Origin of the sequence: Streptococcus mitis (genome assembly GCF_905187495.1) — a bacterium.
GTDB classification, from domain to species: Bacteria; Bacillota; Bacilli; order Lactobacillales; family Streptococcaceae; genus Streptococcus; species Streptococcus mitis_CU.
On the sequence record NZ_CAJJIB010000148.1, the window covers coordinates 1 to 21,818 of the forward strand.

Sequence of the window (21,818 nt, forward strand, 5' to 3'; positions counted from 1 at the left end):
GACGCAGCGAAACAAGCGATCGACAACGCAACAACAAATGCAGCGGTAGAACAAGCTAAAAATGATGGAGCAACATCAGTAGATTCGGTGACTCCAACGCCGGTAGCCAAACCAGCAGCGAAACAAGCCATCGATGACGCATTGAAAGCTAAGAATGACGCGATTGATGCGAACAATGACTTAACAGACGAAGAAAAAACTGCGGCGAAAGCTGATGCAAAAGCCAAATCTGACGCAGCGAAGCAAGCAATCGACAAGGCGACAACAAATGATGCAGTAACGCAAGCTAAAAACGACGGAGCAACATCAGTAGATTCGGTGACTCCAACTCCGGTAGCCAAACCAGCAGCTAAGAAAGCCATCGATGACGCATTGAAAGCTAAGAATGACGCGATTGATGCGAACAATGACTTAACAGACGAAGAAAAAACTGCGGCGAAAGCTGATGCAAAAGCCAAAGCCGACGCAGCGAAACAAGCGATCGACAACGCAACAACAAACGAGGGAGTAGACCAAGCTAAGGCTAACGGAACAACAGAAGTAAACAATGTCACTCCAACACCAGTAGCGAAGCCAGCGGCTAAGAAAGCAGTAGAAGACGCGTTAGCTGAAAAGATTAAAGAAATCGAAGCCAACAACGATTTGACTGCTGAAGAAAAAGTCAAAGCCAAGGAAGACGCGAAAGCCAAAGCAGACGCAGCGAAGACTGCAATCGACAACGCAACAACAAACGAGGGAGTAGACCAAGCTAAGGCTAACGGAACAACAGAAGTAAACAATGTGAATCCAACTCCGGTAGCAAAACCAGCAGCTAAGAAAGCAATCGACGATGCATTGAAAGCTAAGAATGACGCGATCGACGCAAATAACGACTTAACAGACGAAGAAAAAACTGCGGCTAAGGCAGATGCAAAAGCAAAAGCCGACGCAGCAAAACAAGCGATCGACAAGGCAACAACAAACGAGGGAGTAGACCAAGCTAAGGCTAACGGAACAACAGAAGTAAACAATGTCACTCCAACACCAGTAGCTAAGCCAGCAGCTAAGAAAGCGATAGAAGATGCGCTTAAAGCCAAAGAAGCAGAGATCGATACTCGAGATGATCTGACAGCTGAGGAAAAAATAGCAGCTAAAGAAGAAGCTAGGGCTAAAGCAGAAGCGGCAAAACAAGCAGTTGATAAAGCGGCAACAAATGCTGACGTTGAAAATTCAAAAACTATTGGGGTAGCAGATGTAAACTCATTGAATCCAGTAGCGGTTAAGAAACCAGAGGCTAAAAAAGCTGTAGATGAAGCACTAAAGGCAAAAGAAGCAGAAATTGATGCGAATAATGACTTAACAGCAGAAGAAAAATTAGCAGCTAAGGAGGAAGCTAAAGCTAAAGCCGATGCAGCTAAGAAAGCAATCGATGAAGCTGATACAGATATTAAGGTTGATGTAAATAGTATATCTGGTTTAAGTGATGTAAATTCATTTAGTCCAGAACCAGTTAAGAAATCAGAGGCTAAAAAAGCAATTGATGCAGCTCTAGAGAAGAAAATAGAAGAAATCGATGCTCGAGATGATTTAACAACTGAAGAGAAAACTGCAGCAAAAGCTGAAGTAGAAAATAAAGCTAATGAGGCAAAAGACGCAATCGATGCAGCAGATACAGACATTAAAGTAGATGTAAATAGTGTATCTGGTTTAAGTGATGTGAACTCGTTTAGTCCAGAAGCAGCTAAAAAACCAGCAGCCAAACAGGCAATAGATGATGCATTAAAAGCAAAAGAAGATGCAATAGATGCGAATGATGATTTAACAGCTGAAGAAAAAACTAAAGCCAAAGCAGAAGCTAAGGCAAAAGCTGATGCAGCGAAAGAAGCAATCGACAATGCGACAACAAACGCAGAAGTGGAACAAGCTAAGACTGCAGGAACGGCATCAGTAGCTTCAGTGACTCCAAAGCCAGTGGCAAAACCGACTGCGAAGCAAGCCATCGACGACGCGCTTAAAGCTAAGAACGACGTGATTGACTCTCGTACAGACTTGACAGATGAAGAGAAAGCTGCGGCTAAGTCAGAAGCAAAAGCTAAGGCCAACGCAGCAAAAGCAGCCATCGATAATGCAACAACAAATGCGGAAGTAGACCGAGCTAAGGTGACTGGAATAACAGAAGTAAAAGCAGTAGATCCACAACCAGAAGCGAAGCCAGAAGCTAAGAAAGCCATCGATGATGCCTTAAAAGCTAAGACTGATGAAATAGACTCTCGTACAGACTTGACAGATGAAGAGAAAGCTGCGGCGAAAGCAGACGCTAAAGCGAAAGCTGATGCAGCGAAGACTGCAATCGACAACGCAACAACAAACGATGCAGTAACTCAAGCTAAAAACGATGGGGCAGCAAGTATAGCTTCAGTAAATCCAACAGCGCAAGCGAAGCCAGCGGCAAAACAAGCTATCGATGATGCATTGAAAGCTAAGACCGACGCAATTGATGCCAATAACGATTTAACAGCAGAAGAAAAAGCCAAAGCTAAGGAAGACGCAAAAGCGAAAGCTGACGCAGCTAAGCAAGCCATCGACAACGCAACAACAAACGATGTAGTAACTCAAGCTAAAAACGATGGGGCAGCAAGTATAGCTTCAGTTACTCCAGCAGCAGTAGTGAAGACAGCAGCTAAGCAATCCATCGACGAAGCTCTGAAAGCTAAGAATGATGAAATCGACGCTCGTACAGACCTAACAGATGAAGAGAAAGCTGCTGCTAAGTCAGAAGCAAAAGCTAAGGCTGACGCAGCAAAAGAAGCCATCGACAAAGCAACAACGAATGCAGCAGTCGACCAAGCTAAAACTAACGGAACTTTAGAAGTCACTTCAGTAAATCCAGAAGCAGTAGCGAAGACAGAAGCTAAGCAAGCCATCGACGATGCTTTGAAAGCTAAGACTGCCGAAATTGATGCTCGTACAGACTTAACAGATGAAGAGAAAACTGCAGCCAAAGCAGATGCAAAAGCCAAAGCTGACGCAGCAAAATCAGCCATAGATAAAGCAACAACGAATGCAGAAGTCTACCAATCTAAGTCAACTGGAATCACAGCAGTGACTTCAGTAAACCCAGAGGCAGTAGCGAAGACAGAAGCTAAGCAAGCCATCGACGAAGCTCTGAAAGCTAAGAATGATGAGATTGATTCTCGTACAGACTTAACAGATGAAGAGAAAGCTGCTGATAAGTCAGAAGCAAAAGCTAAGGCTGACGCAGCAAAAGCAGCCATCGATAATGCAACAACAAATGCGGAAGTAGACCAAGCTAAGGTGACTGGAACAATGTCAGTAGCTTCAGTGGCTCCAACGCCAGTGGCAAAACCGACTGCGAAGCAAGCAATCGACGATGCCCTAAAAGCTAAGAACGATGAGATTGATGCTCGCACAGACTTAACAGACGAAGAGAAAACCGCGGCTAAGGCTGAAGCGAAAGCCAAAGCTGATGCAGCAAAAGCAGCCATCGATAATGCCACAACCAACTCAGAAGTAGACCAAGCTAAGTCAACTGGTATTGAAGAAGTAAACTCAGTCAATCCGATCGCACAAATTAGACCGGCAGTTGGAGCAAGTGCTGGAGTTCATATAAACTCAGCTAATCCAACTTCTAAAGAAAAACTACAGGAAAAACAAGCAATAGACCAAGTATTGAAAACTGATGAAGCCAAAGCTAAAGTGAAAGATAGTGTAGCATCTACTATCTCACAACTTGAAAATGAGAATCAGCAAGTAGCTACTAATCAGCGTGTAGTGGCTAGAGAATTGCCAAATACAGGTACAACAGAATCCATAACAGCAATTGTTGCAGCAACAGCTAGTGCGATACTTGGTTTTGGTCTTATTGCTCGTCGTCGAAAAGAAGATGAAGAAGACAAATTAGAAAATCAGTAACGATTTCTAACAGTTGCAACTCCTTTTTTGAGACTAAGTAGATAATATTATTCTTAAAACTCTCCTAGAGCAAAATAGCTACTAGGAGAGTTTTTTCTCTAATCAGAAGATACGTGACGGGACTAAAAACAATCTCATCTGCTTTGCGGATGAGGGTTTTCTTATTTTGTGCTATACTTAAGATATGCATAGAAAAACAGTGATTGATTTTAAGGCTTTGGGGGAGAGATACACCTTTACCCAACCGATTAAAGAGTTGAAAACGAGAAATGTAGCAGAAGTGGCAGACTTGTTGGTACAAGTGGAAAGCTACCAAGAGCAGGGCTATTATGTGGTGGGCTATGTCAGCTATGAGGCTGCACCTGCTTTTGAGGAGAAATTAGCAGTTCATAAAGCTCCATTACTGGCAGAGTACCTACTATATTTTACCGTTCATGATAGGGTAGAAACATCCCCTATTCCTCTGACTTATGATGAGGTTGATTTGCCTTCAAACTGGAAGGAAGTAACATCTGCATCAGACTATGAAAAGGCTATTGCACAGATACATCATCATTTGCGTCAGGGGGACACCTACCAGGTAAATTACACTGTCCAACTCAAACAAAAGTTAAGTGCTAATCCTTTTGCCATCTACAATCGTATGGTGGTAGAGCAGGAGGCGGGCTACAATGCCTATGTGGAACATGATGATATGGCAGTGATTTCCATGAGCCCAGAGCTCTTTTTTGAGCAAAATGACCGCGAGTTGACTACGCGACCAATGAAGGGAACGACTCAGCGTGGAGTGACTGACCAAGAAGATCTTAAACAGGCCAGCTGGTTGGAACAAGACCCAAAAAATCGCTCTGAAAATATGATGATTGTGGATCTTTTGCGCAATGATATGAACCGTATTTCTGAAGTTGGAAGTGAGCACGTGGAGCGTCTGTGCCAAGTAGAGCAGTATTCAACCGTTTGGCAGATGACTTCGACCATCAAGAGTCAGTTGCGAGAGGATGTTGACCTTGTTGAAATCTTTCGCTCACTCTTTCCATGTGGATCCATCACAGGAGCTCCTAAAATTGCGACTATGGAGATTATAAAGGACTTGGAGCCACAACCGCGTGGAGTCTACTGTGGAACGATTGGTTTCTTGCTTCCAAATGGACGACGGATTTTTAATGTTGCTATTCGGACTATTCAACTGCATCAAGGGAAAGCCATCTATGGAGTTGGAGGAGGGATTACTTGGGATAGCACTTGGGAATCTGAATACCGAGAGGTTCATCAAAAGGCAGCTGTTCTCTATCGTAAACAAGCTCGTTTCAAACTGATTACTACTGGAAAAATTAGCCAGAAGAACCTGTTGTTTGAAGAACAACATTTGGAAAGACTGAGAAAAGCTAGTCGATATTTTGCTTTTCCTTTTGATCCAGAAGTCTTGAAACAAAAGATAGAGAAGGAGTGTCAGACTTGTGATGCTAATCAAGATTACCGCTTGCGAATCAGCCTTAGCAAGTCTGGAGATATAGAAGTCAATCGTCAAGTATTGGAACCTCTCAGCCCAACCTTTTGCCATGCCCAACTCTGCCTTCAGGAAGCGGATCTACAGCAAACATTTACTTACTTTAAAACCACTAACAGACCGCATTTGAGTCTAGGGGAACAAGAGAAGATATACCACAATAAGTCAGGAGAGCTACTTGAAACCTCGATTGGAAATTTGGTTCTGAAAATTTCTGGGAAACTCTATACACCGCCTATCCGGCTTGGAATCTTGCCAGGAATTTACCGTCAGCATTTGCTAGAAACAGGACAGGTAGAAGAGAAAGTCTTGACTTTAAAAGACTTAGCCCGAGCTGAGGCTATTTACGGCTGTAATGCCGTGAGGGGCTTGTATGAGTTAATCCTTTAGGAGAATTAGATGAAACTGATATTTTTACACGGGTTAGGGCAGTCAGCAGAGAGTTGGAAAGAAGTTCGGAATCTACTGACAGATTATCCTTCTGAGGCTATTGAGTTATTTCCTTCTGGAGTTAGCAACTATCAACAAGCTAAAGAGCGAGTTTATCAGCATCTAGCTCAAGAGACAGAACCTTTTGTTTTGGTTGGATTGTCCTTAGGTGCTGCCCTGGCACTAGAACTTTCCAGTTACGATTTACCAAATCTCCGAGCTTTGGTTCTATCAGGGTGTCCACTTAAACTGTCTGGTAATATCCTATTTTATCTTCAGTTGATGATTTTTAAACTACTTCCCCAAAAAGTATTTGAAAAACAGGGAGCAGACAAGGCTTTTATGGTCGGAGTTTCTGAGGAATTGAAGACACTTGATTTAACTGATATATCAAGAACTTGTCCTTATCCAACCTTACTAATTTGTGGCAGCAAAGATAAACCGAATCTTAGTTCTATGAGAAGTCTTCATAAACTAATATCAGAATCTCAATTTCAGATTATACCAGATGGACCTCATGTCTTGAATAAGGCTAAACCAAAAGAGTTTGTAGAAAATACCAGAAGTTTCCTTGAATTGCTGAAATAAGTTTGATAAAATAATAGTGAAATCGATATCATAATTATGGGAGAAAAAGATGAACAAACGTCTATTTTTAAAAATGAGTCTGGCTACCTTACCAGTTTTAGCCTTGTTTTCACAACCTGTGTTAGCAGAAGAAAACATTCATTTTTCTAGCTGTAAGGAAGCTTGGGCGAATGGATACTCGGATATTCACGAGGGAGAGCCTGGTTATTCTGCCAAGTTAGACCGCGATCATGATGGTGTGGCTTGCGAATTGAAAAATGCTCCTAAGGGTGCTTTTAAAGCAAAACAAGCGGCTACAACTCAAACTGATACAACTTCATCCACAGCAAGTGGTTGGGTTAAGCAGGACGGCGCTTGGTATTACTTTGATGGAAATGGAAATCCAGTGAAAAATGCTTGGCAGGGAAGCTATTACCTGAAAGCTGATGGTCAAATGGCACAGAGTGAATGGATTTATGACTCTTCTTATCAAGCTTGGTATTATTTGAAATCAGATGGTTCTTATGCAAAAAATGCATGGCAAGGAGCTTATTACCTTAAATCAAACGGTAAAATGGCACAAGGTGAGTGGGTTTATGACTCTTCTTACCAAGCCTGGTATTACTTGAAATCAGATGGTTCTTATGCTCGCAATGCATGGCAAGGAAACTACTATTTGAAATCAGATGGTAAAATGGCTAAAAATGAGCGAGTTGATGGAGGCCGTTATTATGTAGATGCTTCAGGTCTCTGGAAACCATAAGTCAGGATAAAATCCAGAAAGTTAATGCAAACCTTTGCATAAGAAACTAAAATTTGTTATACTAGTACTGTAAGCATTTTCAATTAATTCATAATTAAAAAGGAGAATATGATGAGTCAAAAGATTATTGGGATTGACCTTGGTGGAACTTCTATCAAATTTGCAATTTTAACTCAAGAGGGAGAAATCCAAGAAAAATGGTCAATCAAGACTAATATTTTGGATGAGGGAAGTCATATCGTAGATGATATGATTGAGTCTATTCAGCATCGTTTGGACTTGCTTGGATTGACAGCAGCAGACTTCCAAGGTATTGGAATGGGATCACCAGGTGTGGTTGACCGTGAAAAAGGGACTGTTATCGGTGCCTACAACCTCAACTGGAAAACCCTTCAACCAATCAAAGAAAAGATTGAAAAAGCCTTGGGTATCCCATTCTTCATCGATAATGATGCCAACGTGGCCGCTCTCGGTGAGCGCTGGATGGGTGCTGGTGATAACCAACCAGACGTTGTCTTTATGACACTCGGTACTGGTGTTGGTGGCGGTATCGTTGCAGAAGGCAAATTGCTTCACGGTGTTGCTGGTGCAGCAGGTGAGCTTGGCCACATCACTGTTGACTTTGACCAACCAATCGCATGTACTTGCGGTAAGAAAGGTTGCCTTGAGACAGTTGCTTCAGCAACAGGAATTGTCAACTTGACTCGTCGTTATGCCGATGAATACGAAGGCGATGCAGCCTTGAAACGTTTGATTGATAACGGAGAAGAAGTAACTGCTAAGACTGTCTTTGATTTGGCAAAAGAAGGAGACGACCTTGCTTTGATCGTTTACCGTAACTTCTCACGTTACTTGGGAATTGCTTGTGCTAACATTGGCTCAATCCTAAACCCATCAACAATCGTTATCGGTGGTGGTGTCTCAGCTGCGGGAGAATTCCTTCTACAAGGTGTTCAAAAAGTCTACGACGAAAATACTTTCCCACAAGTACGCACAACTACTAAACTAGCTCTTGCAACTCTAGGAAATGACGCTGGAGTTATCGGAGCAGCATCACTTGTATTACAGTAAACAATAAAAAGGAGAAAATTGCTTTCTAGAAGCGAGTGATCTTCCTCCTTTCTTTTTTTATGCTATACTAGTTAGGACAATAAATGAGGTGAGAGTAAATGACAAAAGCAGATACTATTTTTAAAGAAAATATTGAACGAATCCTCAAAGACGGTGTCTTTTCTGAGCAGGCCCGTCCCAAGTACAAGGATGGGACTGTTGCCAACTCCAAGTATGTAACGGGTGCATTTGCCGAATATGACTTGGCAAAGGGGGAATTCCCCATTACAACCTTGCGTCCTATTGCCATCAAATCCGCCATCAAGGAAGTGCTCTGGATTTACCAAGATCAGTCTAATAGCTTAGAAGTGCTGAATAGCAAGTACAATGTTCACTACTGGAATGACTGGGAAGTGGGAGATACGGGAACTATTGGTGAGCGTTACGGGGCGGTCGTTAAGAAACACGACATCATCAATAAGCTTCTCAAGCAGTTGGAAGCCAACCCTTGGAACCGCCGCAATATCATATCACTCTGGGATTACCAAGCTTTTGAGGAGACAGACGGCCTTCTTCCGTGCGCCTTTCAGACCATGTTTGATGTCCGCCGTGTAGATGGAGAAATCTATCTGGATGCGACCTTGACTCAGCGTTCGAATGATATGCTAGTGGCCTACCACATCAATGCTATGCAGTATGTGGCTCTTCAAATGATGATTGCCAAGCATTTCGGCTGGAAGGTTGGGAAGTTCTTCTACTTTATCAACAATCTCCATATCTATGACAATCAATTTGAACAAGCTCAGGAATTGCTTCGTCGGGAGCCGTCAAACTGCCAGCCACGTTTGGTTTTGAATGTGCCAGATGGGACTAATTTCTTTGATATTAAAGCAGAGGACTTTGAGTTGGTGGATTATGACCCTGTCAAGCCGCAGTTGAAGTTTGACCTAGCCATTTAAAAGAATAGAAAAAAGAAGTTGAGACAATGAATCCCAACTTCTTTTGTTTCTTAACGTGATACGCGGCGGCGAGCTGCTTTTTTACGATTTTCTTCGATGAAAGCTGCTTTTTGCTCTTCTGGTTCGATCACTTTCTTTTTAAATGCGTATACTGCACCTGCGACTGCAGCGACAGTTCCTGCGACACCTGTTACAAGACCTTTAGCGAATCCTTTAGCCATGAGTCTTCCTCCTTTATCTTCTTAATCAGCCAGCCCCTTCAAGAGGTCACATTTTTCTGACTGACCTTTTTGTGTTATAATAATAGTAACGAAAAAATGGGAATTTTTCAAGGAAAAAAGATGAAAACAAAAATAATTGTGATTGTTGGACCGACTGCAGTTGGAAAGACGGCTCTAGCCATTGAAGTAGCCAAGCGTTTTAATGGTGAAGTGGTTAGTGGTGATAGTCAGCAGGTTTATCGAGGTCTAGATATAGGGACGGCTAAGGCTAGTTCAGAAGAGCAGGCAGCTGTTCCTCATCATTTAATCGATGTTAGAGAGGTAACCGAGTCTTACTCGGCTTTTGATTTTGTTTCAGAAGCCAAGATGGCTATTGAGGATATTCACAGCCGTGGCAAGCTAGCTATTATCGCTGGTGGAACTGGACTTTATATCCAGAGCTTGCTTGAAGGTTACCACCTGGGTGGGGAGACTCCCCATGAAGAGATTTTGGCCTATCGAGCTAGCTTGGAGCCCTATACAGATGAGGAATTAGCTCATCTTGTGGCGCAAGCAGGCCTTGAAATTCCTCAGTTTAATCGTCGTCGTGCTATGCGTTCCTTGGAAATTGCCCATTTTGGTCAGGATTTGGAAAATCAAGAAAGTCTATATGAACCGCTGATTATCTGCTTGGATGATGAGCGCAGTCAACTTTATGAGCGTATCAACCACCGAGTGGATTTGATGTTTGAGGCTGGGCTTTTGGATGAAGCCAAGTGGCTTTTTGACCATTATCCAGATGTGCAGGCTACTAAAGGAATTGGCTATAAGGAACTCTTTCCCTATTTCCGTGGGGAGCAGACCTTGGAGGAAGCAAGTGAGAGCCTTAAACAAGCGACCCGTCGTTTTGCCAAGCGTCAGTTGACCTGGTTCCGTAATCGCATGCAGGTGACTTTTTATCAGCTTGGAGAGTCTGGTGTGCAGGAGCGTATTTTTAGCCAGATTGAGGAGTTTTTAGATGATTGATACGGAGAAAAAAGAGGAACGGGTTCTGCTGATTGGTGTAGAATTGCAGGGCATGGATAATTTTGATCTCTCCATGGAAGAATTGGCCAGTCTGGCTAAGACAGCTGGGGCAGTCGTTGTAGATAGCTACAGACAAAAACGTGAAAAATATGATTCCAAGACCTTCGTCGGCTCTGGTAAGTTAGAAGAAATTGCGCTCATGGTGGATGCAGAAGAAATCACCACTGTCATTGTCAATAACCGCTTGACTCCACGGCAAAATGTCAATTTAGAAGAAGTTCTGGGTGTCAAGGTCATTGACCGTATGCAGTTGATTTTGGATATCTTTGCAATGAGAGCTCGAAGCCATGAAGGAAAACTCCAAGTCCACCTAGCCCAGCTCAAATATCTCTTGCCTCGCTTGGTTGGTCAGGGAATTATGCTCAGCCGTCAGGCAGGGGGAATTGGTTCCCGTGGACCTGGTGAAAGCCAGCTGGAGCTGAACCGTCGTAGCGTTCGCAATCAAATCACGGATATCGAGCGCCAACTCAAGGTGGTTGAGAAAAATCGGGCAACAGTCAGAGAAAAACGTCTGGAGTCTAGCACCTTTAAGATTGGTCTGATTGGTTATACCAATGCTGGGAAGTCAACCATTATGAACACCTTGACCAGTAAGACCCAGTATGAGGCTGACGAGCTGTTTGCGACTTTGGATGCGACGACTAAGAGTATCCATCTGGGGGGCAATCTTCAAGTAACTTTGACAGATACCGTTGGCTTTATCCAGGATTTGCCGACAGAGTTGGTGTCCAGTTTCAAGTCAACCTTGGAAGAAAGCAAGCATGTAGACCTTCTGGTTCATGTTATCGATGCCAGCAATCCTTACCATGAGGAGCATGAAAAAACAGTTCTATCCATCATGAAAGACCTGGACATGGAGGATATTCCTCGCCTGACTCTGTATAATAAAGCGGATTTGGTGGAGGATTTCACGCCTACCCAAACACCTTATGCTCTGATTTCTGCTAAGTCTGAGGATAGTCGTGAGAACTTGCAGGCACTATTTTTAGAGAAAATCAAGGATATTTTTGAATCTTTTACCCTGCGCGTGCCTTTCTCTAAGTCCTACAAGATTCACGATTTAGAAAGTGTTGCGATTTTGGAAGAACGTGATTATCAGGAGGACGGCGAAGTGATTAGAGGCTACATTTCTGAGAAAAACAAATGGAGGTTAGAAGAATTTTATGACTGATATTAAAACCTTGGCTCTAAAATATGGAGGCTATACGAGTCTGGATAAGGTCTATCTGGATCAGCTTCTAGCTGGAAAGACAGAGCAGGAGCAGTTGGCTCTTATCACACCTCCGCCTAGCGTTGTCAATGCTTACTTTGCAGAACTATATCAGAAAAAGAGCCCTCGAGCTGCGACGGATTATTTTGTGGAACTCAGTCAGGAATTGAATCTTTACAATACTGAACCTAGTTTCACTCTAGAAAATAAGCCTTTTATTCGGCTTAATCTGTCTGGTAAATCCTTTGGTTTTTGTTATGAGAGTGATGGTATGGGTCGGATTTTCTCTGAAAATGAAGAGAAAATTTCGGATGATTTGCTTTTTGAAATTGCGCAAATTTTCCCCCATCAACTGGTCTTTGAAGAGTCTGGTAAGATTTACATGAAGGCTGTAGGGGACGAGGAAGTTGTTAGCGTGGAAAATCTCACAGCTTTGACAGATTTAGAAAACTTGGCTGATGGTCGTAAGCGTCTCAAAGGCTACAGCCAAGAGGATTTACTGCAAGAAGCTACTGCTTTTTCTGGCAAGCGCTATTTCCGATCGGAAAATCGCACAGCCTTGTTATATATTGATTAATTAGAAAGTATCGAATGGATATTCAATTTTTAGGAACGGGGGCTGGTCAGCCCTCTAAAGCCCGCAATGTTTCCAGTCTCGCCCTGAAACTCTTGGACGAGATTAACGAAGTTTGGCTCTTTGACTGTGGAGAAGGTACGCAAAATCGCATTCTTGAAACCACGATTCGACCACGTAAGGTCAGCAAAATCTTTATCACCCATCTGCATGGAGACCACATTTTTGGCTTGCCTGGTTTCCTTTCTAGCCGTGCCTTTCAGGCCAATGAAGAGCAGACAGATCTGGAGATCTATGGACCGCAAGGGATCAAGTCATTTGTCTTAACCAGTCTTCGTGTGTCAGGCTCTCGCCTGCCTTACCGCATTCATTTTCATGAGTTTGACCAAGATTCTCTAGGAAAAATCCTTGAGACCGATAAATTCGTTGTGTATGCAGAAGAGCTGGATCACACTATTTTCTGCGTTGGCTATCGTGTTATCCAAAAGGATCTAGAAGGAACTTTAGATGCTGAAAAACTCAAGGCAGCTGGCGTCCCATTTGGCCCACTTTTTGGAAAAATCAAAAATGGTCAGGATGTTGTTCTCGAAGATGGGACTGAAATCAAGGCAGCTGACTATATCTCAGCGCCACGTCCAGGTAAGATTATTACCATTCTGGGTGACACCCGCAAAGCCAGTGCCAGTGTGCGTCTAGCTGTCAATGCCGATGTCCTTGTCCATGAATCGACTTATGGCAAGGGCGATGAAAAAATTGCTCGTAACCATGGCCACTCGACTAATATGCAAGCTGCACAAGTAGCGGTAGAAGCAGGAGCCAAACGCCTCTTACTCAACCACATCAGTGCTCGTTTCCTCTCAAAAGATATCAGCAAGCTCAAGAAAGATGCAGCTAGTGTTTTTGAAAATGTCCATGTGGTCAAGGACTTGGAAGAAGTGGAAATCTAAAAGATTGAGAAAGGAACAGTATGTCTACTATTCTTATTACAGGAGCTAGCGGTGGTCTAGCCCAAGAAATGGTCAAACTATTGCCCAATGAGCAACTCATCTTGCTTGGTAGAAATAAGGAAAAATTAGCCCAACTCTATGGAAACCACCCACAAGCAGAATTGATTGAAATCGATATTACCGATGATTCAGCCTTAGGGACTCTGGTAGCAGACCTCTATCTCCGCTATGGCAAGATTGATGTTTTGATTAACAACGCTGGTTACGGTATTTTGGAGGAATTTGACCAGATTTCTGACCAAGATATCCACCAGATGTTCGAGGTCAATACTTTTGCCCTGATGAATCTATCTCGACGCCTTGCGACTCGTATGAATAAAAGTCGAAAAGGTCATATCATCAATATCGTCAGTATGGCAGGTTTGATAGCGACTGCTAAGTCCAGTCTTTACTCAGCTACCAAGTTTGCGGCTATTGGTTTTTCAAATGCCTTACGCCTCGAACTAATGCCTTATGGTGTTTATGTAACAACGGTCAATCCAGGACCAATCCGTACAGGATTTTTCGACCAAGCCGACCCAGATGGGACCTATCTCAAGTCGGTTGAACGCTTCCTGCTGGAACCAGATGCAGTGGCTAAAAAGATTGTCAAGATTATAGGAAAAAACAAACGAGAACTCAATCTCCCTATGTTGTTGAACCTAGCCCATAAGTTTTATACTCTCTTTCCCAAACTAGCTGATAAGTTGGCAGGGGAAACTTTTAATTATAAATAAAAAAAGTTGTTCCTAAAATGGAGCAACTTTTTTGACGGATTAGAACAAATCAATACCAGTCTTGTTTAATGCGTGGCAATGATAAGTGAAGGCGTTGATAAAATTAGAGTAGTATTGCTGATCAATAAATTTTGCGCTTTGAAGATAATTAAATAGATTTTTGGCTAGGGGAATAGCCTCAGGTTTATTCCATCTAAATTGATTGTAAACATGTTCAACTTCTAGGAACATGAGTGGAATAGCCAGGTAGCCTCGTTCGAAGGTCTGAAGTGATTTAATTTTTTTAATAATATCATCAGCCTTTTGATAGTACCCTAGTTCAGAGAAGTATTTTACGGAGAAAGTGAGAGCATTTAAAATACGGATGTAGGTATCAGTATTAGCACTTTCCTTGTACATAAGTAATAATTGTTTGCTCATATGGTCAATAAGTTCCATAGGAGAATGATTGACGATGACGCGATAAATTTCAAGTTCGATACTATTAAAGACATCCGATTTCATTAAATGATTGATAATGTTTTGAATCCTGGCAACAGTTTCTGGACTCTTTGCTATGGTTGGATAGTGTCTTAATTTGATAGATTTGAAAATCATCTCTGCTTGAAGTGGATTGTCTTTTAGATAGACATCAAATAATTTTTCGTATTCTTCAATGTAAGTGAGGATATCTTCTTCATGGACCACATGTTTGCCAAATTCAATAGCAGGTAATTCTAAACAATCTCCACCTTTATTTGCATAGGCGATAACAAAATCATTCCATTCAACTCCGATAACAATTAACAGTTTGGCAAAGTTTTCAAGTGAAATTCCTTTTTCTCCTTTTTCAAATTGACTTAGGAACTGTGGTGATACGATATCTGAGGCGGCTTCCTTTAGGCTGAGGCCTCGTGCTTCACGCAGGTACTTAAATGTAGTTCCAAATGGATATAGGTTTTCCATAAATCATCTCCTTACATACTTCTAAGACTATTATACAAAAATTTAGAGAAAAAAATGGAGAAAGAAAACTATAGTTACAAAATATTAGAATTCTATGCTATTTTTTGTTTTTATGAACAAGATTGAAACTATAGTTTAAATGACGCAAAATTTAAATATCTATTATGGTATGATAAGGAAAAGGACAGGAAATAAAGTGAGCTTGTTATACTAGTATAACAAGGATTGACTTACCACTCAATCCTATTCTATCAGCCATCAAAGGAGAAAAAGCCATGAGAAGAACTTAAATGCTCGATACTAGAAAAATATCATAGTTATTTTTAAGGTTATAAGACAATTATCATAAATTTTTAGAAAAATAGAAATATATAAGGAGTTTTGTTATGAGAAACAGAAAAATGTTGGCCTCTTCTTTACTAGCCGGAGCTTTATTGTCAATAGGTTATGTAGCCTCTAAACCGACAACGGTTCATGCCTTAACAGATATGAGTGTCAAGGATACTCAGAATCCCTTGAAAATCACCTTGATACCCACTACTGGGAACCCGTTTTATTCAGGAAGTGTGTTGGTAGATATTCAAAGAAATTCTTCTACTGATAATCCATCTTTGTATTATGATTTAGTTAATGAAGATACAGGGGCTATTGTAGCTAGTTATAACTTTAATAGTTTTGGGGATCAAACTAGAAGTCAATCCCATGTTTGGTTACTATATGCTGAAGATGGAAGATATCATATTGATGTTTATAGTGAAAAAGACTTTGGGAAACGATATTTTGGTCGGTCAGAAGTATTTAAAGTATCAAATCACGGATATGTACCCATAACAAATTCAGAGACACCAACAGCTACTGAAACTCCAAAACAATCTACTAACTCTAACTCTAACTCTAACTCAGCTCAGACTGGCTGGTCAGGTTCTTCTTACTACAAAGCTGGTGTGAAAGTAGTTAATCAATGGATTTTTGATGTTCAGTACAATTCTTACTTCTACCTAAATGCGTCAGGTAACTATGTTCAGAATGCTTGGTCAGGCAATTACTACCTCAAATCAGGTGGTTACATGGCTAAGAGTGAGTGGATTTACGATAAAAACTATAGTTCATACTATTATCTAACATCAGAAGGTAGCTATGCGCGTAACACTTGGGTAGGTAGCTATTACCTCAAATCAAATGGTAAAATGGCTAAGAGCGAGTGGGTCTATGATAGCAGCTACCAATCTTATTATTACCTAACTTCTGAGGGTAGCTATGCTCGTAATACATGGATAGGTGACTACTATCTCAAGTCAAATGGTAAGCTGGCAGTCAACGAACGTACCCCAGATGGCTACAAAGTAGATGGCTCAGGCAAATGGGTGAAATAAGGAAAAAAGAAAAGGAAAATGAAAAAATGGGATTATTTACAGACTCACTAAAAGTTAGTTCTGGTTTAACACTAGGACATGCAGCAACAAAAATAGGTATCCAAAAAACATTGTCAGTAGCTGAGGAGAGAGCAGCTACAAAGTTTAAAAATTATCAAGCTAGATTTTTTGACCCTATTGTACGTGAAGATTTGTGCCATTTGGAAGTTGATGGACATTTAAGAGCTAAGCACTACCCTTTCCCTGAAAAAGCTAGTGGAATAAATATTTCCGTATTACAAAAGGATATTCAACATTTAACAAAGGAATTTAATGGCGAGAAACTAGTGAACTTTATTAAAAGACATCCATTATTTACAGCTTTTATCGTCTTGTTATTAAGTGTTCCAATCGGTTTATCAGATATTGGTTCGGTATTAGGATTTTCAGCATTTGTTTTTGTAGTTAGGTTGATATTTGCACGACCTAAAAAATTTCAAAGATTATTGATAGAAGACGCTAAACAATACTGGAAAATTAGGGAGTATATAAGACATGCTTTAGAAGTTGGAGAATTGACACCGCAAGCAAGTTTGAAAAAATTATTAAAAGCTAGATTAGTGCAACGTTTCCCAGATACTATCGAAGAAATTGAAGCACATGCATTTAATTACAGACACGGATTGTAAAAACTAAAAAACCTCAAGAACTAGGCTTGAAAGCTGATTCTTGAGGTTTTATCACCTATTACAATACTGTAAGAATGTCTTCAGAAATTGCTGAGTTTGAGAAATTTAATGTTACTCATTCCCATAATCAGTTTTTTGTAATATTAGGTATTGTGTTCCATATTATTTGGGCAATTATCAATATTCTATTGTATCCGTATGTATTTTCTTACATTTTTAAAGTAGTCTCAAATATTATCCCAAAAGGATTTTTCTTCAGTTTAATGTTTAAGCAAATAGGTGCAGCCTATAGAGAAGAAATGGATAAAGGGGATATTTATTTACATCATAGAATCTATTATGATTATCGTGGATATCCTACATCCATTGAACCAGTATATGATAGAGCAATTGATCGTACCCTTACTGCACTTGGTAATATGTTTGCTATCCAGTTTGGAATTAGGGTTATATGTATTAGTCTTGGGATAGTGGCTTTATTTGCATCATGGTATTTTACCATCTTTTATGGTTGGATTTTTGCTATTAAATATAATCGTCAACATCCTCCAAAAAAAGAGTCAAAATGAATCAGTAAAAATGCCTTCAATGCAAAAAGTAAATTCAGTTCCTGAAGTACAGGGGAATGAATTGGACTCTGAAAGTCCAATATCGAGTGATCATAGAAGTCAAGAAATGTCTTCGCAAAAAAGAAAAGTGTCTGATTTATTAACTCAAGAAAGGGTAGAAAAGGCTGGGAATATTTTGGAAAAAAGCTATCAATCTTAATTAAAATTAGTATTGGATTTTTCATGGTTTAGAAAGATATTAAAAAAATGACAACATATAAAGTAGGAACAAGTTTTAGTTCATGGTCTTTTGGAGAAGCTTATTCGAAAGCTAAAGATGGTGATATTCTTGCATTTGAAGAAGGTTTTATGCTTGAACTACCAGCAGGAAGACATTATAAGATAGAAAAAAGTATCAAAATAGTTGGACAAATTTCTGGGACAGAAGATGGAGGAACACTTTATCACAATACTATAGCAGCGAATCTGACAATTATGAACGGCGTTACAGTTCAGTTTGAAAATATTTGGTTTCAAGTAGATGACCACCGTTGTGCTTTAGAGATAAAGGGTAATTCAAATGTAGTTCTAAATACTGTATACTTTAATGAACAATTAGAAAATAAAAAATTTTTCATATTGGTTGAAGGTAAGTCAAAATTGTTAATCGAAAATGCAGGAAATCAACTATATAATGGTTCTTACAGTACAACATCAATTAAAGTTAGTAATTCTACCTTAGAGCTAAAGCGTGCAGAGTTAAATATAAAATTGAATGCAGATAAGGGCTCATCTATTCAAATGGAAGATACAGTGATTGAGAATTGGGTTTCTAATATATTAAATATAAAAGATTCATCAGTGACTTCCATAAATACTCTCTTAAAAGGGGGGAACGCTGAAAAAGCATACCCTGCAGTTTTTTTAAGCCGTTCGACTGCGAAATTACAAAATACAGATGTCATTCAACCGTTTTATCAAGCGGCTGTTTATCTGAAAAATAGTGCTAGTCTTGAATCAATTGGATCTTCTTTGACATCTATAAAGGCAAATAGTAGTCGAGTCTATATAGAGCAAACAGTCATTAGGGAATCTCTTTTGTTAGAGTCCAATTCATTTTGTAGGATTAGTGATTTTGTTGATATCATAGGTGAGAACGAGGAAAAAATTGATATTTATTGTGGAGCTTCTGTCTTAATAGCAAATACAATAAGATTAAATCGTAATATTACCCCAAATATTCGACTTTCAGATAGTTCATACCTAATTGCAGATACTATTCTTAAAGAATTTGAAGATACGAATGGAATAATATGGGATATTTTAGATGATAGCTGTAAAATTTTAAAAGAAGAAAGTACAAATTCTGAACCACAAGAGGAAATCAGTGAGATTATCGAACGCGATTATGAGGAAGAATTGTACAGCTTGATTGGTTTAAATAATGTAAAAAAAGAAGTTCAAAAATTACTAAGAACAGTCGAATTCAATCAAAAAAGATTATCAGAAGGTCTTCCAATTCAAGAACAATCTCTACATTCTGTTTTTACAGGAAATCCTGGTACAGGGAAGACAACAGTAGCAAGATTGTTAGGTAGAGTTCTCTTTGACAGAGGTGTTCTCCCTGGAGATGAATTTAAATTTATTGAGGTTTCAGAGTCGGATCTTATTGCAACACATATTGGTGAGACGGCAGTACAAACGCAAGCAATATTGGAGAAGGCTAAAGGTGGAATCCTCTTTATTGATGAAGCATATACTTTAAATAAAGGAAAATCTTCTCAACATAATTTTGGATTAGAAGCTATAAACACGATTCTAAAGTATATGGAAGATTACCGCAATGAAATTATGATTATATTTGCGGGTTACACTAAAGAAATGGAACAGTTTTTTGAAACAAATCCTGGATTAAAGTCACGTGTACCAAATACATTCTTCTTTGAGGACTATTCTGGTGATGAAATTGTCGAAATGGGATTGAAAAATCTTCAGAAATCTTCATATCAACTTGAAGACGAATCTTATTATGCTATGAGAGTCAAGCAGGCCTATAGTCGCTCGTTAGATCATAGTAATGGACGATGGATTCGTAATTTTAATGAACACTTAATGAGAGCTTTAGCCAATCGTGTTGTTGAGACGCAGGTTGATGACTATGTGACAATTATCAATGACGATATAGATGATGTTCTTCTTCAAGGCACTCAAAAACCAGAAGAGAATCAAAAAGATGCTTTGGAACAACTACAAAATTTGATAGGAATAGAGAAAGTTAAAAAACAGGTTGAACAATTTATTTCATTAGCAGAGTTGAATAAGAAGAGGGAGGAACAAGGCGCTGCTGTAAGCGAGTTTTCACTTCATTCCTTATTCTTAGGAAATCCAGGGACTGGAAAAACTACTGTAGCTCGTATCGTAGGAAAAATTCTTTTTCAAAAGGGAATTATTTCTCAAAATAAATTCATTGAAGTATCTCGAAGTGATTTAGTAGCTGGGTATGTAGGGCAAACGGCTATCAAGACGCAGGAAGTATTGAAATCTGCTTTAGGAGGAGTTTTGTTCATTGATGAAGCATACACGCTATCAAATTCTAATGAAGATCGATTTGGTAAAGAAGCAATTGATGAGATTCTTAAATTCATGGAAGATCATAGAAGAGATATTGTCATTATTTTTGCTGGATATACAAAGGAAATGGAAGAATTTCTCTCAGTAAATTCAGGACTACCAAGCCGAATTCCAAATACTTTTGATTTTGAAGACTATACAGCGGATGAAATTATTCAAATTGGTTTATTAGGATTAAAAAATCAAGGATACTTTATTGATGTGGACTATTATACTCAAACTATTGAATCTTTGTATAACAAAATCAATGATTGTAGTAATGGTCGCTGGATTAGAAATATCAATGAAAAAATCATTAAGAATTTATCAATTAGAGTATCACGTGAGAACGTGACTGATTTGTCGACAATAGATAAAGTCGATATTGAGAGAATGATGCTAGAATATGAGAGATTATAAAAATATGGAAAATCGTTTGAAATTACTAAACAAACTACTGGTGGTGGTTTGTTCTATATTATGCTTATTTTCATTAGTGACTTCAGCCCAAGCTGACAGTACTGACTACAACCAACTATTGCCACAAATTACTGAGAAGTGGGAGAGCAAAAATTTATCGGACAAAGCTAGATACCAAATAGGTTATGCGCTAGTCGATATTGATAAAAATGGGACAGATGAGTTATTAATTGGTCGCTCTTATGATAGAAATTGGAGTTTGTATGCGGTCTATTATTTAAATGATCACACACCAACAAAACTGATTGAAAGTACCTCAGAGGTTCAAAGTATAGGTCGAACATCTATTAGCCTTTTTGGTGATGGGAGTGTTGCTATCAGTGAATGGACTTCGGGTTCTGGACAAGGAGTAACAAAACTTTATCAACTCTCAAAAGAGAACAAAGAAGCGGAGCTTATTCAAAATGTCGAATTTGATATGAAGGAAAAAGACGGATTTGGTATTGATTTTTCTGGAAAGTCAAAGATAGACACCTCAACTATTGAATATACTTCTCTAAATCTCCCGATTATTGGAGATAATATGGATCCTAATCCCTCTATGCCCAAGTCCCTTGTCGATGCCAAAATTGGAGATGAAATTCCTTTGCCATCTGAGTTAGTAGGTATTTGGATTAACAAAGAGCCAAATAATGGTACTAAACCTGGTAGAGCTTCATCGCTTATTTTAGGAGAGGACGGAAGCTTCACTGGAACCTTTAAAGATGGAGATATTAGAGGGAAGTTATCTCGTCTTAAAAAAGTGAGTGAGAATGGATTTATTGTCTCAAAAGAGGATCAGGAGGAGCAAGCGTTTGCTTTTAGTGTTGGTTTAGGTGGAGGATTGCCTCCTGGTGAGCGAATTGATTTAGGAATGGTATTGGAGGGACGGACTTTATATTCTGTATCATGGCAAGTCAAAGAAGGAGCAGAAGACTACTCCAAACCGACTAAACAAGTAGCATTTGTAAATCCAAATTATGGTCCTAAGAAAATCGAGAAAAAAGGAGAGCAAGAACTAGCGAAACAAGGCGATACAGAGGTGAAACCAAGTCAAGACAGTAGCGACGAGACAAAGTCAGAAGACAACCTATTTGAAAACATTCCAGTATTTGGCCTTATTGCGGGAGCTGGACTCGTCCTTGTGTTAATCCTTTCTATATTTTGGTTTAAAAAATAAGATTTTATAAAATCCTTATGATTTACTATTAGAGAAAAAACCTCAAGAACTAGGG

Annotated in this window: 18 protein-coding genes and 1 pseudogene; 17 read left to right on the forward strand and 2 right to left on the reverse strand. The window is 39.7% G+C overall.

What is annotated here, in order from left to right; translation table 11 throughout:
- The 6 genes and pseudogenes from JQ843_RS05820 to JQ843_RS05845 all read left to right on the forward strand — a co-directional run.
- Window positions 1-3,912 (forward strand): DUF1542 domain-containing protein (locus tag JQ843_RS05820; RefSeq protein WP_203213126.1); only part of this gene is annotated, 3,912 nt, incomplete at its 5' end.
- Between the two features lie 184 nt (window positions 3,913-4,096).
- Window positions 4,097-5,809, forward strand: a complete 1,713-nt coding sequence (gene pabB, locus JQ843_RS05825) for an aminodeoxychorismate synthase component I (protein ID WP_203213127.1) — start codon at window positions 4,097-4,099, stop codon at window positions 5,807-5,809.
- Between the two features lie 9 nt (window positions 5,810-5,818).
- Window positions 5,819-6,436, forward strand: coding sequence for an alpha/beta fold hydrolase (locus JQ843_RS05830; RefSeq protein ID WP_203213128.1), 618 nt, complete (start codon window positions 5,819-5,821; stop codon window positions 6,434-6,436).
- Between the two features lie 49 nt (window positions 6,437-6,485).
- Window positions 6,486-7,172 (forward strand): annotated as a pseudogene (locus JQ843_RS05835) (excalibur calcium-binding domain-containing protein); the annotation flags it as partial.
- 117 nt (window positions 7,173-7,289) lie between these two features.
- A complete protein-coding gene (locus JQ843_RS05840; protein ID WP_203213130.1) occupies window positions 7,290-8,249 on the forward strand; it encodes an ROK family glucokinase in 960 nt (319 codons plus the stop codon).
- Between the two features lie 98 nt (window positions 8,250-8,347).
- Complete coding sequence (locus JQ843_RS05845; protein ID WP_203213131.1) at window positions 8,348-9,187, forward strand: thymidylate synthase; 840 nt, start codon at window positions 8,348-8,350, stop codon at window positions 9,185-9,187.
- 50 nt (window positions 9,188-9,237) lie between these two features.
- Here the strand turns inward: JQ843_RS05845 and JQ843_RS05850 are convergent, their stop codons facing one another.
- The gene (locus tag JQ843_RS05850; RefSeq protein ID WP_001051780.1) at window positions 9,238-9,408 is read right to left on the reverse strand and encodes a DUF3042 family protein; all 171 of its coding nucleotides are present in this window, start codon (window positions 9,406-9,408) and stop codon (window positions 9,238-9,240) included.
- Between the two features lie 120 nt (window positions 9,409-9,528).
- Between JQ843_RS05850 and miaA the strand changes: the two genes are divergently transcribed.
- From miaA to JQ843_RS05875, 5 genes are read left to right on the forward strand one after another with little or no spacing between them, the layout of a single operon-like run.
- On the forward strand, window positions 9,529-10,413 hold the full coding sequence (miaA, locus tag JQ843_RS05855) for a tRNA (adenosine(37)-N6)-dimethylallyltransferase MiaA (RefSeq protein ID WP_203213132.1): 885 nt from the start codon (window positions 9,529-9,531) through the stop codon (window positions 10,411-10,413).
- Window positions 10,406-11,644: a GTPase HflX gene (gene hflX / locus JQ843_RS05860; RefSeq protein WP_050105965.1), complete on the forward strand. Its 1,239-nt coding sequence runs from the start codon at window positions 10,406-10,408 to the stop codon at window positions 11,642-11,644. Before miaA ends, hflX begins: the two co-directional genes overlap by 8 nt.
- Complete coding sequence (locus JQ843_RS05865) at window positions 11,637-12,260, forward strand: cystathionine beta-lyase (protein ID WP_203213133.1); 624 nt, start codon at window positions 11,637-11,639, stop codon at window positions 12,258-12,260. The genes hflX and JQ843_RS05865 overlap by 8 nt, the downstream gene beginning before the upstream one ends.
- 14 nt (window positions 12,261-12,274) lie before the next feature.
- On the forward strand, window positions 12,275-13,204 hold the full coding sequence (gene rnz, locus JQ843_RS05870) for a ribonuclease Z (RefSeq protein WP_203213134.1): 930 nt from the start codon (window positions 12,275-12,277) through the stop codon (window positions 13,202-13,204).
- A 20-nt stretch (window positions 13,205-13,224) separates the two neighbouring features.
- On the forward strand, window positions 13,225-13,980 hold the full coding sequence (locus tag JQ843_RS05875) for an SDR family NAD(P)-dependent oxidoreductase (RefSeq protein WP_203213135.1): 756 nt from the start codon (window positions 13,225-13,227) through the stop codon (window positions 13,978-13,980).
- A 39-nt stretch (window positions 13,981-14,019) separates the two neighbouring features.
- Here the strand turns inward: JQ843_RS05875 and JQ843_RS05880 are convergent, their stop codons facing one another.
- Window positions 14,020-14,925: a helix-turn-helix domain-containing protein gene (locus JQ843_RS05880; protein ID WP_203213136.1), complete on the reverse strand. Its 906-nt coding sequence runs from the start codon at window positions 14,923-14,925 to the stop codon at window positions 14,020-14,022.
- Between the two features lie 386 nt (window positions 14,926-15,311).
- On the opposite strand from JQ843_RS05880, the gene JQ843_RS05885 reads away from it, so the two are divergent.
- The 6 genes from JQ843_RS05885 to JQ843_RS05905 all read left to right on the forward strand — a co-directional run bounded on the left by JQ843_RS05885 (window position 15,312) and on the right by JQ843_RS05905 (window position 21,763).
- On the forward strand, window positions 15,312-16,298 hold the full coding sequence (locus tag JQ843_RS05885) for a choline-binding protein C (RefSeq protein ID WP_203213137.1): 987 nt from the start codon (window positions 15,312-15,314) through the stop codon (window positions 16,296-16,298).
- Window positions 16,286-16,966 (forward strand): hypothetical protein, encoded by a 681-nt coding sequence (locus JQ843_RS05890; RefSeq protein WP_203213138.1) that lies wholly within the window; start codon window positions 16,286-16,288, stop codon window positions 16,964-16,966. The genes JQ843_RS05885 and JQ843_RS05890 overlap by 13 nt, the downstream gene beginning before the upstream one ends.
- 74 nt (window positions 16,967-17,040) lie before the next feature.
- The gene (locus tag JQ843_RS05895) at window positions 17,041-17,535 is read left to right on the forward strand and encodes a hypothetical protein (RefSeq protein ID WP_238393757.1); all 495 of its coding nucleotides are present in this window, start codon (window positions 17,041-17,043) and stop codon (window positions 17,533-17,535) included.
- A 19-nt stretch (window positions 17,536-17,554) separates the two neighbouring features.
- Window positions 17,555-17,734: a hypothetical protein gene (locus JQ843_RS09755; RefSeq protein ID WP_238393758.1), complete on the forward strand. Its 180-nt coding sequence runs from the start codon at window positions 17,555-17,557 to the stop codon at window positions 17,732-17,734.
- Between the two features lie 47 nt (window positions 17,735-17,781).
- The gene (locus JQ843_RS05900; protein WP_203213139.1) at window positions 17,782-20,544 is read left to right on the forward strand and encodes an AAA family ATPase; all 2,763 of its coding nucleotides are present in this window, start codon (window positions 17,782-17,784) and stop codon (window positions 20,542-20,544) included.
- Window positions 20,531-21,763 carry a hypothetical protein gene (locus tag JQ843_RS05905; RefSeq protein WP_203213140.1) on the forward strand — a complete coding sequence of 411 codons (1,233 nt, stop codon included), beginning with the start codon at window positions 20,531-20,533 and terminating at the stop codon, window positions 21,761-21,763. The genes JQ843_RS05900 and JQ843_RS05905 overlap by 14 nt, the downstream gene beginning before the upstream one ends.
- The last annotated feature ends 55 nt before the right edge of the window (window positions 21,764-21,818 follow it).